Here is a 14,949-nt window from a genome sequence, read left to right as displayed (position 1 = left end):
ACCGAAGCGCCCCCATCGCCGATGCAGGGCAAACGCGCAGTCCGGGCGCTCCGCCGGCCGGCCCGGACCCGCCGGGACTCAGTCGACCTTGACCTTGGCGTTCTTGACGAGATCGACCCAGAACTTGCCGTCGTCGACCAGGAAACTGGCGAACTGCTCGGGCGACCTGGACAGCGACACCTCGGTGCCGTCGCGTGCCAGGGCCGCCTTCACCGACGGCTGCTGCATGGCGGTGGTGGTGGCGTCGAAGATCTTCTTCACGATCGCGGGCGGTGTGCCGGCGGGCACGAACATCCCGTACCAGAACTCCAGGTTGTATTCGGGCAGGCCGGCTTCCTTCATGCCGGGCAGGTCGGGCACCAGCGGCGAGCGCTCGCGCGTGCTGACGGCGATCGGGCGCAGCCGTCCGCCGCTGGCCTGCGGCAGCACGGACGGCGAGGTGCCGAAGGTCACCTGCGTGTCGCCGGCCATCACCGACTGGATGGCCAGCGCGCCGCCCTTGTACGGCACGTGCGTCATCTCGGTCTTGGTGATGAGGCTGAACAAGGCTGCGCCCAGGTGGGGCGCGGAGCCGTTGCCGGAGGTCGAGTAGTTCAGCTTGCCCGGATCCTTCTTCGCCGCCGCGATCAGTTCGGGCACCGTGCGGATGCCCGTGCCCGGGTTGACGGCCAGCACCAGCGGCGAGGTGGTCATCTTGGTCACCGGCAGCAGCTCTTCCGGCTTGTACGTCAGCCTGGGGTTGAGCGCCGGGTTGACCGAGATGCTGCTCGGGCTGGCGATCAGCAGGGTGTAGCCGTCCGGCGCCGCCTTGGCCGTGATGTCGGCGGCGATGCTGGAGCCGTTGCCCGGCTTGTTGTCCACCACCACCGGCTGGCCCAGGGCCTTGCCGAAGGCATCGCTCATGGAGCGCGCCACGATGTCGGCGGCGCCGCCGGGGGCGAAGCCGATCACCAGCCGGATCGGCTTGGAGGGATAGGGTGCCTGCGCGCCCGCCGTGCCGGCCAGGACGGCCAGCGCGAAGGCGGTGACCAGGTGCTTGCTGTTCATCGCTTGTCTCCTCGTTGTTGTGCGGGTCAGGCGGCCGACGGGCCGCGCAAAATGATCTTGCCGACGTGCGCGCCCAGTTCCATGCGCGCCTTGGCCTGCTCGAGCTGGGCGAAGTCGACCACCCGGTCGACCTGCGGCTGGATGCGGCCCGAGGCGAAGTGCGGCATGACCTCGGCCACGAAGCGCGGCACCGCCGCGGCCCGCTGCTGCTTGGTGCGCAGCTTGTTGGAGACGCCGAACAGCGTCAGCCGCTTCGCATGCACCGCCTCCAGGTCGATCTCGGCCTTCACGACGCCGTCGACGTAGCCGACGGTGGCGTGGCGGCCCTCGAAGGCCATGCAGCGGATGTTCTCGGGGAACACCGTGCCGCCCACGGTGTTGACCACCAGGTTGGCGCCCTTCTGGCCGGTGGCCTCCATCACGGCCGGCGCGAAGTCGGGCCCGCGGGTGCACAGCGCGACGTCCAGGCCCAGCGGCTTGAGCGCGTCCAGCTTGGCGCTGGAGCCGGAGGTGCCGATGACGCGCGCGCCCAGCGCCTTGCCCAGCTGCAGCGAGGCGACGCCCACGCCGGAGGAGACGCCGTTGACCAGCAGCCACTCGCCGGCCTGGAGCCTGCCCTGTAGCACCAGCATGTCGTAGGTGACCAGGAAGGTGAGCGGGATGCCCGCAGCCTGCTCCCAGGACAGCGAGGCCGGCATCGGGATGGCCTCGGCGGCCTCCATCAGCGCGAACTCGGAGAAGGCACCGGCGCAGCGGCCCATGACGCGGTCGCCGGGCCGCAAGCCCTGCACCTGCGCGCCCACGGCCACCACCTCGCCCGCGCCCTCGCCGCCGATCGCCTTCCAGCTGCCGGGCTTGCCGTGCAGCCCGTGGCCGAGCAGGAACTCGCCGCGGTTCAGTCCCGCCGCGGCGACGCGCACCAGCAGCTGGCCGGGGCCGGGCGTGGGCGTCGGGCTGTCGCGCAACTCCAGGACCGTGTCGGTGTCGGTCATCTGCATCCACCAGGATTGCATCGTGGCTCCTTGGCCGGCTTGGCGGCCTGTCAGGGAAAGAAAAGGGGACTTAGCGGCCCGTGAAGACCGGCTTGCGCTTCTGCATGAAGGCGGTGCGGCCCTCGGCGTAGTCGGCGCTTTCGAAGCAGCCGCGGATGAGCGACGCGCACAGCGCCATGTCCAGCTCGGGCGAGGGCTTGAGGATCTGGCGCGTGATCGCCTTGCCGGCCATGACGGTCAGCGGCGCGTTCTCGGCCAGCGCCGCCGAGTACTCGGCCAGCAGGGCGTCCAGTGCCTCGGGGGCGGCGGTGCGCGAGACCAGGCCGAGCGCCTTGGCCTCGGCGGCATCGATGCGGCGCGCGGTGAAGAACAGGTCCTGGGCGGCGCCGGGGCCGATCAGGTCGACCAGGTTCTTCATCGCCGAGTAGCGGTAGCCCAGGCCCAGCCGGGCGGCCGGGATGGAGAACACTGAGTCGGTGGCGGCGATGCGGATGTCGCAGCTGATGGCCACGTTGACGCCGCCGCCGATGCAGTAGCCGCGGATGGCCGCGATGGTCGGCTTGGGGAAGTCGTAGATCCCCATCAGCGTGGCCTCGGCCATCTTCTCGTAGTACGCCACGGCCTCGCGGGCGGCCCGCATGTCCTCGAACTGCGAGATGTCGGCGCCCGACACGAAGGCCTTCTCGCCGGCGCCCGAGAAAGCGACCAGGCGCACGCGGTCGTCGTTCCTGGCGATGTCCAGCAGCGGCGGCACCGCCTCCCACATGTCGACCGACAGCGCGTTGTGGCGTGCCGGGTTGTTGAAGCGGATGTGCAGCGTGCGGCCGTCCAGCCAGGTCTGCACGCGCTCGGTGCTGGAGGTGTAGGTGGGTTCGGTGGCCATCAGAAGACTCCGTTCGATTTCATGCGCGTGAGGTCCTCGCGGGTGAGCCCGAGTTCGAGCAGGATCTCCTCGGAGTGCTCGCCGCGCTTGGGCGCCGCGCGGGCGATGGTGCTGGGCGTGCGCTCCAGCTGCATCGGCTGGCCCACCAGCTTCTGCGGGCCGTGCCACTTGGAGACCACCTCCTTGACCATGCCCAGGTGCTGGATCTGCGGCTCCTGGAACACGCCGCGCATGTCGTTGATCAGGCCGCAGGCGACGCCGCCCTCGTTGAACTGCTTGACCCAGTACTCGCGGTCCTGGGCGGCCAGCCGCCTGTTGATCTCGGCGTTGAGCGCGTCGCGGTTGACCGAGCGTGCGGCCTTGTCGTGGTAGCGCGGGTCGGCCACCCACTCGGGCGCGCCCAGGATGGCGCAGAAGCGCTCCCAGATCTTGGAGCCGAACACCGCGATGTTCATGTAGCCGTCGCGGGCCTTGTAGACGCCGGTCGGGATGCTGGTCGGGTGGAAGTTGCCGGCCTGCGTGGCCACTTCGCCCTCGATCAGGTAGCGCGAGGTCTGGAAGTCCATCATGTAGACCATGGACTCCAGCAGCGAGGTGTGCAGGAACTGGCCCTTGCCGGATGACTGCCGCTCCAGCAGCGCCACCAGGATGCCCTGGGCGCAGAAGATGCCGGCGCACAGGTCGGCGATGGGGATGCCCACCCGCACCGGGCCGTCGCCGGGGATGCCGGTGACCGACATCAGCCCGCCCATGCCCTGGGCGATCTGGTCGAAGCCGGGGCGCTGGGCCAGCGGACCGGTCTGGCCGAAGCCGGAGATGCTGGCGTAGACCAGGCCGGGGTTGTCGGCAGCCAGCGAGGCGTAGTCGATGCCCAGCCGGTGCTTCACGTCGGGGCGGAAGTTCTCCACCACCACGTCGGCGCCGGCGATCAGCCGCTTGAGCGTGGCGATGCCCTCGGCCTGCTTGAGGTCGAGCGTGATCGAGCGCTTGTTGCGGTGCGTGTACTGGTAGTCGGAGCCGTCCTGTCCGCCCAGGGTGTCGTCGCCGCGCATGTGCTCGGGCATCTGCACCTGGATGACGTCGGCGCCCCAGTCGGCCAGCTGGCGGCAGGCCGTGGGGCCGGCGCGCACCTGGGTGAGGTCGATGACGCGGAAGCGCGCGAGGGCGGCGGAAGCAGGCAGGTGGGGCATGGGGAAGCTCCTACTTGGTCAGGTTGCGCAGCACCGCCTGCGTGAACGTCGCGGTGTTGCCCTTGCCGCGGATGTCGCCGGTGCGCGCCTGCGGGTCGGCCAGGGCCGCCGTGATGGCGCGCGACATGGACGCCGCCAGGCGCACCGCGCCGGGGTTGTCGCGGCTGTGACCCAGCCAGTCGAACAGCATGCGGGTCGATTCGACCATCGCGTACGGGTTGGCGATGCCCTTGCCCGCGATGTCGGGTGCCGAGCCGTGGGTGGCCTGCGCCATGGCGATGTTGCCGTCGCCGATGCACAGGCCCGGCGCCATGCCCAGTCCGCCCACCAGGCCGGCGGCCTCGTCGGACAGGATGTCGCCGAACATGTTGGTGGTGACGATGACGTCGAAGCTCTGCGGGTCGCGCACCAGCCGCATCGCCATGGTGTCGACGATCACGTCGTCGACCAGCACGTCCGGGTACTCGGGCGCGAGCCGTTTGCATTCCTCGACGAACATGCCGCAGCCGAGCTTGAACACGGTGTCCTTGTGCACGTAGGTCAGGTGCTTGCGGCGCTGGCGCGCCAGCTCGAAGGCCGCGCGCGCGACGCTGCGGCTGCCGGTGCGCGTGATGACGCGCATCGACAGCGTCACCTCGTCGTTGGGGCGGAACTCCGCGTTGCCCACCAGCATGTTGCGGTCGGGCTGGAAGCCCTCGTTGTTCTCGCGCACGATCACCAGGTCGACACCGTCGTGCAGGCAGCCGATGTCCGGGTACGAGCGGGTCGGCCGCACGTTGGCGAACAGGTTGAACGACTTGCGCAGGATGGGGTGCGGGTTGATCGCGTTCGGGCCCTTGGGATAGGCGCGGTGGCCGATCGGGCCCAGGATCCAGCCGTCCAGGGTCTTGAGCGCCGCCATCGTCTCGGGCGGCAGCGTGTGGCCGTGGGATTCGAGGGCGCGGGCACCGACGGGCAGGGGGTGCCAGTCGATGGCCACGCCGTGCAGTTCGGCGGCGGCGCGGGCGATGGCCACGGAGGCCGGCACGATCTCGAGGCCGATGTCGTCGCCGTCGAGGATGCCGATGCGGAGGGGGGCAGTCATGGGGTCGGGAGGTTCTCTTGGGTCGGTCGACGTTTCCGCGCGCTCAGTCCTGGGGCCCGCGACGGCGGGACGCCTTCGCGGGGGTGGTGGACCGGTGGCGCACGGGAGGCTTCAGGGCCGGCACAGGGCCACGAAGCTGCGGATGTCGGAGAGGGCGGCCAGGTTCTTCCACTGGCCGGTGATGTCGCGGCAGCGGGCCTCGCCCAGCACCGGGACCACCAGGGCGGCGAACTTGGCTTCCAGCTGGGCGTCGGACAGCGGGTTGTGCATCGAGCCGATGGCGTTGTCGACCCGCACGTCGATGCGGCGGCCGTCCTTGAGCACCGCGGTCACCTGCACGGCCTCTTCCGCGATGGAGTCGTCCACCGTCGCCTGCACCTTGTTGCGCAGCGCCACGACCGCCGGGTCGTTCACCACCGCATCGGAGAACTCCTCCTCGCCGGCACGGCCGTAGATCAGGCCGACGGCGCAGCCGTGGTAGACGCTGAACTTGCCCTGCAGTCCGTCCTTGGGCTCCTTCTTGCCAGTGAGTTCCAGCACCAGCGAGTGCACGCGCAGCTCGATGCGCTCGACCTGGTCGGCCTGGACGCCCCGCTCGCGCAGCTGCACGCAGGCGTCGATGCTGGGATGGATGACGATGCCGCAGGCGAACGGCTTGTAGGTGTTGAACGAGATCTCGAAGCGCTGGCCGAGTTCGTCGGTGGCCTCGTTCCAGGCCCGCTTGTCCGATGCCACCTGCACGAAGCCGCGCGGCGCCTCCAGCGCGCGCGGGCTGGACGTGAAGCCCTTGCTGGCCAGCAGCGCCGACATCAGGCCGGCACGCGCGGCGCCGCCCGGGTGGAACGGCTTGGTCATGGTGCCGAACTGCTCGCGCAGGCCGACCGGCTGCGACGCCGCGATGCCCAGCGCCATCTGGGTCTGCTGCACATCGAGGTGCAGCAGGCGGGCGCAGGCGGCGGCCGCGCCCAGCATGCCGGTGGAGCCGGTGATGTGCCAGCCGCGGTCGTAGTGGTCGGGGTACATGACGTTGCCGATGCGGCAGGCCACGTCGATGCCCAGCACCAGCGCGTCGATCACGTCGCGGCCGCTGGAGCCGCGCAGCTCGGCCAGCGCCAGCGCCGCCGAGGCCACCGGGCCGGCGGGGTGGATGATGGTCTTGAGATGGGTGTCGTCGAAGTCGAAGGTGTGCGAGGTGATGCCGTTGACCAGCGCGGCGCTGGCGATGTCGACCTTCTCCTGGCGGCCCAGCACGGTGGCCTGCGCGGCCGGCTCCAGCACCTGCACGGCGCCGAGCGCGGCAACGGCCGCCTCGTGGTGGGCGGCGCCGATGGCGCAGCCCAGCCAGTTGTAGAAGGTGCGGTGGGCTTCGCGCTCGACGGCGTCGCTCCACCCGCGGGCCGGATGGCCGGCGACGAAGGTCGCGAGGGTGGAGGTGATGGGGGGCGCCGCGGTGTCGGCGGCGACGTGGGTATTGCGAGCCACTGGGTTGTCCTGGATGGGGGGAAAAGAAAAGGGGAGTGTCGACGCCGCAAGCCCCGGGATTTCCGCGTCTGCTTTCGCTCCAGGCGCGGGAAAAGGCGGGCCTGCGGCCGGGTGCTATTCGTCGAGCCGGATGTTGCGGGCCTTGGCCAGCCTGGTCCAGCGCGCGATGTCGGCGCGGATGTACTCGCCGAACTGCTCGGGCGTCATGGGCCAGGGCTCGACGGCCTCGCCGGCCAGCTTCTCGGCCAGGTCGGGCGCCTTCAGCACGGCCACCTGGGTCTCGTTCAGGCGCTTGACGATGTCGGCCGGCAGGTTCGCCGGTCCGACCGAGCCGTACCACTGCATGGCGTCGAAGCCCTTGAAGCCGATCTCCTCCATGGTGGGCACGTCCTTGAGCTGGGGGCTGCGCTGCTTGCCGGTGACGGCCAGGGCGCGCATGCGGCCCGAGCGCAGGTGCGGCAGGGCGGCGGCCAGGCCCGGGAACATGGCCTGGGTCTGTCCGCCCAGCACGTCGTTGATGGCCGGTGCGATGCCGCGGTAGGGGATGTGCAGCATGAAGGCGCCGGTCTCCTGCTTGAACAGCTCCATCGTCAGGTGCGTCAGCGATCCCGCGCCGGCCGAGCCGTAGCTCACCTTGCCCGGGTTCTTCTTCACGTAGTCGATGAATTCCTTGACGGTTTTGGCCGGCACCGCGTCGTTGATGGCCAGCACGTTGGGCGTGGCGCCGATCATGCCGATGGGCGTGAAGTCCTTGATCGCGTCGTAGCTCACCTTGCGCGTGGCCGGCGTGGTGCCGTGGGTGGCGACGTAGCCCTGCATCAGGGTGTAGCCGTCGGCCGGCGCGCGCGCCGTGATCTGGCAGGCGACCACGCCGCCGCCGCCGCTCTGGTTGTCGACCACGAAGGTCTGGCCGAGCAGGCGGCCCCAGCGTTCGGTCACGACGCGCGAGATCATGTCGTTGCCGCCGCCGGCTGCGACCGGGCAGATGTAGCGAATGGGTTTGGTGGGATAGCTCTGGGCCAGCGCGAGGCGCGGCAGGGCGATCGCAGCCGAGGCTGCCTGGAGCAGGTGGCGTCGCTTCATCGGGGTGTCTCCTGAGTTCTGGGCGCGATCTTCCACGCCGCCGCAACCGTTGTAAATTGCAATGTTCTGAGGCTTTGTTGCAAAGCCTGCAAGAATGCGACCCCATGCTCAAGCCCTCCCTGGCCGACCTGCGCGCCTTCGTCCTCGTCGGCGAACTGCAGAGCTTCGCCGCCGCCGCCAAGGCCCTGCACCTGTCGCAGCCCGCGCTGTCGCGCCGCATCACCCACCTGGAAGAGCTGCTGGGCGTGCGGCTGTTCGACCGGACCACGCGCAGCGTGGCGCTGACGGCGCTGGGCCGCCGCTTCCTGGGCGAGATGCGCGGGCTGGTGGAAGACCTCGACCGGTCGGTCGTCAGCCTGCGCGATGCGGCCGAGCTGGAGGCCGGCGACGTCACCATCGGCTGCGTGTTCTCCGCCGTGCACCACTTCCTGCCGCCGGTGATCCGGGCTTTCGGCGAGCGCCACCCGCACGTGCTGGTGCGCATCATCGAGGAGGGCGCCGACGAGGTGCTGGCCAGCGTCAAGCACGGCGAGGCCGACTTCGCCGTCAACTACATCGGCATGCAGGACCCCGACCTTGAGTTCACGCCGCTGCTCAAGGAGCCCTACGTGCTGGCCTGCCCGGCCGACCACCCGCTGGCCCGGCGCCGCTCGGTGAAGTGGTCGGAGCTGGCGGGTTACCCGCACGCGCGGGTGTCGCACGCCTCGCGCAACCGGCTGCTGATCGACCAGGCCCTGGCCGAACTGCCGCCGCTGCCGCGGCCCATCATCGAGGTGCGCCATGTCTCCACGCTGATCGGCATCGTGGAGAGCGGGCTCGGGCTGGCGGTGGTGCCCCAGCTCACGCTGCCGCTGCAGCCGGCGTCCATCGTCGGGGTGCGGCTGGAGGACCCGGCGATCGGCCGCACGCTGGCGATCGTGAAGCGGCGCGGCCGCAGCCTGTCGCCGGCGGCCGCGGCCTTCGCGCAGCTGCTGACGGCGTCGGGCCGCGGCACGGCGAAAGCGGGCCGCCGCAAATAGGCGTCAGTCGACGGTGGCGCCCGACGCCGCCACGGCCTTGCCCCATTTGTCGACTTCGGTCGCGACGAACCGGGTGGCGTCCGGCCGGGACTTCGGCAGGGCCTGGGCGCCGTTGCTCTCGAGCCAGGCCCGCACCTGCGGCGTCTCCAGGGCGGCAAGCGCCTCCTTGTTCAGCAGGTCGAGGATCTCGGCCGGCGAGTCGCGCGGCGCCATCAGCAGCGCCCATCCGATGGCCTCGAAGCCCGGGACGCCGGACTCGGCGACCGTGGGCACCTCGGGCAGCTGGGCGATCCGCTTGCCTGACGTGACGGCGAGGGGAACGGCCTTTTTGGCCCGGATGTTGGGCAGGGCGGCCGTCACGGAGTCCGCCATCAGCGGGAGCTGGTTGCCGAGGAAGTCGGCCTGGGCGGGGCCGCTGCCCTTGTACGCGACGTGCACCACGGAGATGCCGGCCTGGGCCTTGAACATCTCGAAGGCCAGGTGCTGCGAGCCGCCGATGCCGGCGCTGGCATAGCTCAGGCTGCCCGGCTTGTCCTTCGCCTGCTTGACCAGGTCGCCCAGGGTGTGGATGCCCGACTGGGGCGTGGCCAGCAGCACCAGCGGGACCGAGAACACGGGCGTGATGGCGGCCAGGTCCTTGCGGACGTCATAGCGGATGCTCTTGTAGAGCGTCTGGTTGATTGCCATCGCGCTGGCGCCCAGCAGCAAGGTGTAGCCGTCCGGGGCCGAGCGCGCGACGGCCTCGGTTCCGATCGTGCTGCCCGCCCCGGCGCGGTTGTCGACGACGACCGGCTGCTTGAGCGACTGCGACAGCCGCTCCGCGAAGACCCGGGCGAACAGGTCGGTCGCCTGGCCGGCGGGGAAAGGGACGATGAGCTTGATGGGGCGGTCGGGGTAGGCGGCCGAAGCGGCTGCGCTGAAGCATGCCGCCGCGACCAGGAAGGTCACGGTCCTTCTCTGCATCGGGTGTCCTGTGGATGGTCGAAGCGCCGGAGCATACCGGGGCCGGCCGGCGGGTGGCACGGTGAAGGCGGGACGCCGCAGCTAGGCGGCGCCGCGCTTCCCCACGTCATTGCGGGCTTCGACCCGCAATCCATCTCCCGTGCGAAGCCTGGGCGCGTTCGCGTTCCGGAGATGGATGCCGGGTCAAGCCCGGCATGACGACACTCTGGGTCATGCCCGGCACGGCGACTCTCGGGCCCGGGCCCGGCATGACGACTCGCGGGTGCCCGGCCCCGCATGGCGACAGTGAGCGGCGGAAGTTCGGTGCGCGGCGTGCCGCCCTCAGCCCGCCACCGCATCCCCCCACGGCGACATGATCTCGGTGCAGCCCATGTTGCGGCCCTCGTGCCGCATCACCCCGGCCGGGCAGGCGAACAGGTAGGGGAACACCATCCGGCGACCCGGCGCCACCGGCATCACCTCCGCCAGCGCGGCGAGGATCTCGGGACCCAGCGCCTGGTCGGCCGTCACCTGGCCGCCGCCGCTGACGTCGATGCGCGGCTGGTGGAAGGCCTGCTCCAGCGACATGCCGTGGTCGAGCAGGAAGGAGCTCAGCTGCATCACCGCGCCCAGGATCTTGCGGCCGCCGGAGGCGCCGATGGCGAACTGGCGGCCGTCGGCGCCCACGCCCACCACCGGGCAGTAGTTGGCCAGCACGCGCCGGGCCGGCGCCAGCGAGTTGGGCTTGCCGGGCTCGGGGTCGAACCACATGATCCCGTTGTTGAGCAGCAGCCCGGTGGAGGGCGACACCACGCGCGAGCCGAAGATGGACAGCAGGGTCTGCGTCACCGCGACCATGTTGCCGTGCCGGTCGACCACGCTGAAGTGGGTGGTGCAGGGCGGCGCCTTCGGGCTCTCGTGGTCGCCCATGGCCGTCAGGCGGGTCTGGAACGCGGCGGCCAGCGTGCGCGCCATGGCCTGGTAGGCGCGTGCGTCGGCGCCCCGGCCCGGCTGCAGTTCCTTTTCGAGCGCCTGCAGGGCCTGCGCGAACGTGGGACCGCCGGTCAGGCCCGGAGCGGCATGGACCTGGCCGCCGCGGTAGTCCACCGTGAGCGGCTCCGCCCACTCGGCCTGGTAGGCGGCCAGGTCCTCCTCGGCCAGGCAGCCGCCCTTGGCCTGGATGTCGCGCGCCAGCGCCCGCGCGATCGGGCCTTCGTACAGCGCGCGCGGCCCGCCCTCGGCGATCTGCTGCAGCGTCGCGGCCAGCTGCCGCTGGTCGAGGTGGCGCTCGGCGCTGCCGGTCCACGAGCCCAGGATGGGCCAGGTGCCCTCGTCGAGGAACAGGGCTGCCGCGTCCGAGTCCTGCGACAGGGCCTTGGCGCTCGACGCCGTGACCAGCCCCGAGTACCAGTCGACCAGCAGCCCCTGCCGGGCCAGTTCCACCGCCGGCATCACCAGCTCGCGCCAGGGTCTGGTGCCGTAGCGCGCGTGCGCCAGGCCCATGCCCGCCACCACGCCCGGCACCGCCACCGCGGTCGCGCCCTGCACGTTGCGGTCGCCCACCACCGCCTTCCAGGGGAACAGGTCGGAGCTGCGGCCGTCGCCGCTGAGCGGGTAGTCGGCCGGGTCGAGCCCGCGCGGCGAGCGCATGCCGTAGTCGACCACCTGCGCCCGGCGCTCGCCGGCGCGCCACAGCACCATGCAGCCGCCGGCCATGGCGCCGCTCATCCAGGGCTCGACCACGCCGAGGGCGAACGAGGTGGCCACCGCCGCATCGACGGCGTCGCCGCCGGCGGCCAGCACCGCGGCACCGACCTGCGCCGCACGCTTGTGCTGCGAGGCGACCACGCCGGCCTCCGTCGCGATGACGGTCTTGCGCACCACCTGCGCGTTGGAGAGGTTGTCGTCCAGGGTCACCCGTGCTCCTTCGCGTGCCGCACCACGTCGGCATGGGTGGCGAACCACACGTCGCCCAGGCTCCGGGCGTGCCGGATCAGCTCCTCGAGGATCCAGGCGCGCGAACGGTAGCCGCTGATGTGCGGGTGCATCGTCAGCTGGAAGATGCCGCCCTCGGCATGCGCCGCCTCCAGCTCGCGCCGGAAGATGTCGAACACGTCGCCGGGCGGCGTGTACGGCCGCAGGCCGGCGAAGCGGTTCATGTTGAAGTACACCGCGTCGTCGCGGATCCACTCCACCGGCAGCTCCACCACGCCGGTGGGCTCGCCGTCCAGCAGCAGCTCGTAGCAGTCGACGTCGGCCATCAGCGAGGAGTCGTACAGCAGGCCCATCTCGCGCGTGACCTTCAGCGTCGACGGGCTGAAGTCCCAGGACGGCGTGCGGATGCCCACCGGCCGCACGCCCGCCGTGCGCTCCAGGACGTCGGCGGCGCGCAGCATCAGGTCGCGTTCGGCGGCTTCGGGCAGTACCGAGTTGCGCTCGTGGATCCAGCCGTGCAGCGCCACCTCGTGCCCTTCGGCGGCCACCTGCCGCTGCTCGTCGGGGTAGAGCAGGGCAGTGACGGCCGGCACGTAGAAGCTGGCGCGGACGTCGTGCCGGCGCAGGATGTCCAGGATGCGCGGGATGCCCTGGCGGTTGCCGTACTGGCCCTGCGACAGCTTGCCGATCGATTCGCCGCCCTCGCGCAGCTCGTTGGTCTCGTGATCGGAGTCGAACGACAGCGCGATGGCGCAGCGGGCGCCGCCCGGCCAGGCGGCGGGCTTGTACGGGCGGCCGGCCCGCACGTGGCCGACGATGCGGCGCCAGTGGTCGTCCGGCCATTGCCAGGGTTGCAGTGGCTCGCTCATTTCTTGATGCTCCGGGCGATGTCCTGGGCCGCGCGCGCCTCGTCGGCGACGAAGCGGGCGAACGGCGCCGGCGGCATGGCCACGCCTTCGAGGCCGAGGCCGTCGAACTGCTGCTTCACCTCGGGGTCGTTCACGGCGGTGGCGACGGCGGCGTGGATGCGGTTGACGATGTCGGGCGCCGCGCCGGCCGGCAGCCACAGGCCGAACCAGTTCACCTTGTTGAAGCCCTTGAGGCCCTGCTCGTCCATGGTCGGCACGTCGGGCATGCCCTTCCACCGCTTGCTGCCGGTCAGGGCCAGGGCGCGCAGCCTGCCGCTCTGCACGTGCTGCACGGCGATCTGCGTGCCGACGAAGAACATGTCGATGCGGCCGGCCATCACGTCGGTGGTGGCCTCGGCCACGCCCTTGTAGGGGATCGACAGGATGTCCAGGCCGGCCATGGACTTCATCACCTCGGCCGGGATGTGGCTGGCGGTGCCGTCGCCGGCGTTGCCGTAGGTGAGCTTGCCGGGGCTCTTCTTCGCCAGCGCGATCAGCTCCTGCACGGACTTCGCCGGCAGCTCGGGGTTGACCACCAGCGCCTGGCCGAAGTTCTGCGCCGCCAGCGTCACGTGGGTGAAATCCTTCACCGGGTCGTACTTGGCGTTCTCGTTGAACGGCGGGATGTTCACGTGCGAGGCGGTCGTGAACAGCCAGGTGTAGCCGTCGGCCGGCTGCCCCGCGACGAAGGCCGTGCCGATCAGGCCGCCGGCGCCGGCGCGGTTCTCCACCACGATGGGCTGGCCGAGGGCGGCCGTCATCTTCGGGATGATGGCGCGCAGGATCAGGTCGGGCGGGCCGCCGGGCGGCGAGGGCACCACCACCTTGATCGGCTTGTTCGGGAAGCCCTGCGCCTGCGCCAGGCCTGCCGCGGATGCCAGCAGCGCGGCCAGCGCGGCGATCCAGAAACGTCGGTTCATATCGCTCGTCCTCCTTCGGGGATGGGGTCAGGCCAGCCGCACCGGCTGCTGCGTCTGCGCGGACTGCAGGATGGCCTGCAGCACCGCCACGTTGTGCACCGCGTCGCCGCCCGGCACGGAAAGCGGCCGGCGCGCGGCGGCGGCCTGCGCGAAGTGCTCGAGTTCGGCCCGCTCGGTGCTGGTGACCGGGAAGGTGTGCACCTGCGGGCGCTGCTTGACCGTGACGTTGGCGCGATCGACCAGGCACACCTTCAGCTCCCAGGTGTGCAGGTGCTCGACGTCGCCCACTTCGGCCCAGCCGTTGCTGCCGAACACCTGCAGCCGCCAGGTCTCGGCGGTGGCGATGACGGTGCCCAGGTAGCCGGTGGCGCCGCTGTCGAAGCGCAGCAGCATGGAGGTGGTGTCGTCGACGCCGAAGTCCTGCGCCAGCCGGTAGCTCTGCGCGGTGACCTGGCCGATGGGGCCGGCCAGGTACAGCATGGCGTCGATCACGTGCACGCCGCGGCCGGTCATGCCGCCGGCCGGCACCTCCTCGCGGTCGTGCCGCCAGTGGCCGCGCGGGAAGCGGTAGGCGCTGGGGCCGCAGAAATTGCCCTCGATGTGCAGCACCCGCCCCAGCGTGCCGTCGTCGAGCAGCTGGCGGATGCGCTGCAGCGCCGGCTGGTGGCGCCAGTTGTAGCCCACGCCCAGCGTCACGCCGTGGTCGGCGCAGGCGGTGGCGGCGCGCTGGGCGCTTTCCGCGTCCAGCCCCAGCGGCTTCTCGCTGAAGACGTGCTTGCCGGCGCGGGCCGCGGCCACGATCTGGTCGGTGTGCAGCGAGTGCGGCGTGGCCAGCACGACGGCGTCGACGTCGGGGTCGCGCAGCACGTCGTCGTAGCTGGCCAGCAGGCGCAGCCCGTGCGCCTGCGCCACGGCGCGGCCCTTGTCGACGTCGCGCGTCGCGGCAGTGGTGAACTGGATCGAGGAACTGTGGCCCTGGACGCTGCGGACGAGGTTCTGTCCCCAGGTGCCCAGGCCGATGATGGCGGCACGGATCATGGATGGTGGCTAAGGGTTGCGAAAGACTGTAGCGAGGACCATGCCGCGCTGCCAGCGACAAGGGCGTGGCTGCGCGGCCCACCGGTGGGGTTCAATCCGCCGGCGGTGGTGCGGGAATGGCCTGGTTGCCGAGCCGGCGCTGCAGGCGGGCCTCGATGGCCGTGGCGATCGCGTCGAGCGCGGCATCGGCCGTGGGCCGGGGGCCGAGGGAGATCTTCAGGAAGGCGCTGGGCGTGTCCCAGACCGAGACCGGACGATCCCGGCACAGCTTGCCGTAGGCATGGAAGCCGCGCGAGCGTTCGATCGCGTAGCACGCCAGCCAGTGGCCGTGGATCGGGCCACGGATCTCCTCCTGCACCACGTACGCGTCCAGCGCACTGGTGGTGGGGAAGTCGAGGCTGGAATGGTCGTCCACGGGGCGTGCCG

At 71.1% G+C, this 14,949-nt stretch carries 14 protein-coding genes; 1 reads left to right on the top strand and 13 read right to left on the bottom strand.

Annotated elements, in window-relative coordinates; all coding sequences use genetic code 11:
• Positions 1–78: 78 nt before the first annotated feature.
• The 7 genes from GON04_RS16490 to GON04_RS16460 all read right to left on the bottom strand — a co-directional run bounded on the left by GON04_RS16490 (position 79) and on the right by GON04_RS16460 (position 7,761).
• Complete coding sequence (locus tag GON04_RS16490) at positions 79–1,047, bottom strand: Bug family tripartite tricarboxylate transporter substrate binding protein (RefSeq protein ID WP_157399144.1); 969 nt, start codon at positions 1,045–1,047, stop codon at positions 79–81.
• A gap of 26 nt (positions 1,048–1,073) precedes the next feature.
• Entirely contained in the window at positions 1,074–2,060 is a 987-nt protein-coding gene (locus tag GON04_RS16485; RefSeq protein ID WP_157399143.1) for a zinc-binding dehydrogenase, read from the bottom strand.
• 49 nt (positions 2,061–2,109) lie between these two features.
• Positions 2,110–2,922 carry an enoyl-CoA hydratase gene (locus GON04_RS16480; protein ID WP_157399142.1) on the bottom strand — a complete coding sequence of 271 codons (813 nt, stop codon included), beginning with the start codon at positions 2,920–2,922 and terminating at the stop codon, positions 2,110–2,112.
• Positions 2,922–4,112: a CaiB/BaiF CoA transferase family protein gene (locus tag GON04_RS16475; protein WP_157399141.1), complete on the bottom strand. Its 1,191-nt coding sequence runs from the start codon at positions 4,110–4,112 to the stop codon at positions 2,922–2,924. Before GON04_RS16475 ends, GON04_RS16480 begins: the two co-directional genes overlap by 1 nt.
• Positions 4,113–4,122: 10 nt before the next feature.
• Positions 4,123–5,196: an isocitrate/isopropylmalate dehydrogenase family protein gene (locus tag GON04_RS16470; protein ID WP_157399140.1), complete on the bottom strand. Its 1,074-nt coding sequence runs from the start codon at positions 5,194–5,196 to the stop codon at positions 4,123–4,125.
• Positions 5,197–5,307: 111 nt separating this feature from the next.
• A complete protein-coding gene (locus GON04_RS16465) occupies positions 5,308–6,678 on the bottom strand; it encodes an MmgE/PrpD family protein (RefSeq protein ID WP_181653612.1) in 1,371 nt (456 codons plus the stop codon).
• A 114-nt stretch (positions 6,679–6,792) separates the two neighbouring features.
• A complete protein-coding gene (locus GON04_RS16460; RefSeq protein WP_157399139.1) occupies positions 6,793–7,761 on the bottom strand; it encodes a Bug family tripartite tricarboxylate transporter substrate binding protein in 969 nt (322 codons plus the stop codon).
• 104 nt (positions 7,762–7,865) lie between these two features.
• On the opposite strand from GON04_RS16460, the gene GON04_RS16455 reads away from it, so the two are divergent.
• Complete coding sequence (locus GON04_RS16455; protein ID WP_157399138.1) at positions 7,866–8,780, top strand: LysR family transcriptional regulator; 915 nt, start codon at positions 7,866–7,868, stop codon at positions 8,778–8,780.
• A 3-nt stretch (positions 8,781–8,783) separates the two neighbouring features.
• On the opposite strand, the gene GON04_RS16450 is transcribed toward GON04_RS16455, so the two are convergent.
• The 6 genes from GON04_RS16450 to GON04_RS16425 form a co-directional block, all read right to left on the bottom strand.
• A complete protein-coding gene (locus GON04_RS16450) occupies positions 8,784–9,743 on the bottom strand; it encodes a tripartite tricarboxylate transporter substrate binding protein (protein WP_157399137.1) in 960 nt (319 codons plus the stop codon).
• A gap of 321 nt (positions 9,744–10,064) precedes the next feature.
• Complete coding sequence (locus tag GON04_RS16445) at positions 10,065–11,639, bottom strand: gamma-glutamyltransferase (protein WP_338050988.1); 1,575 nt, start codon at positions 11,637–11,639, stop codon at positions 10,065–10,067.
• A complete protein-coding gene (locus GON04_RS16440; RefSeq protein WP_157399136.1) occupies positions 11,636–12,526 on the bottom strand; it encodes a polysaccharide deacetylase family protein in 891 nt (296 codons plus the stop codon). The genes GON04_RS16445 and GON04_RS16440 overlap by 4 nt, the downstream gene beginning before the upstream one ends.
• Entirely contained in the window at positions 12,523–13,485 is a 963-nt protein-coding gene (locus tag GON04_RS16435; protein ID WP_157399135.1) for a tripartite tricarboxylate transporter substrate binding protein, read from the bottom strand. Before GON04_RS16435 ends, GON04_RS16440 begins: the two co-directional genes overlap by 4 nt.
• 27 nt (positions 13,486–13,512) lie before the next feature.
• Entirely contained in the window at positions 13,513–14,523 is a 1,011-nt protein-coding gene (locus GON04_RS16430; RefSeq protein ID WP_157399134.1) for a Gfo/Idh/MocA family protein, read from the bottom strand.
• Between the two features lie 91 nt (positions 14,524–14,614).
• Positions 14,615–14,938 (bottom strand): hypothetical protein, encoded by a 324-nt coding sequence (locus GON04_RS16425; protein WP_157399133.1) that lies wholly within the window; start codon positions 14,936–14,938, stop codon positions 14,615–14,617.
• Between the last annotated feature and the right edge of the window lie 11 nt (positions 14,939–14,949).

The organism is Ramlibacter pinisoli (assembly GCF_009758015.1).
In the GTDB taxonomy this organism is placed as follows: domain Bacteria; phylum Pseudomonadota; class Gammaproteobacteria; order Burkholderiales; family Burkholderiaceae_C; genus Ramlibacter; species Ramlibacter pinisoli.
This window is presented reverse-complemented; position numbering and strand designations above follow the sequence as displayed.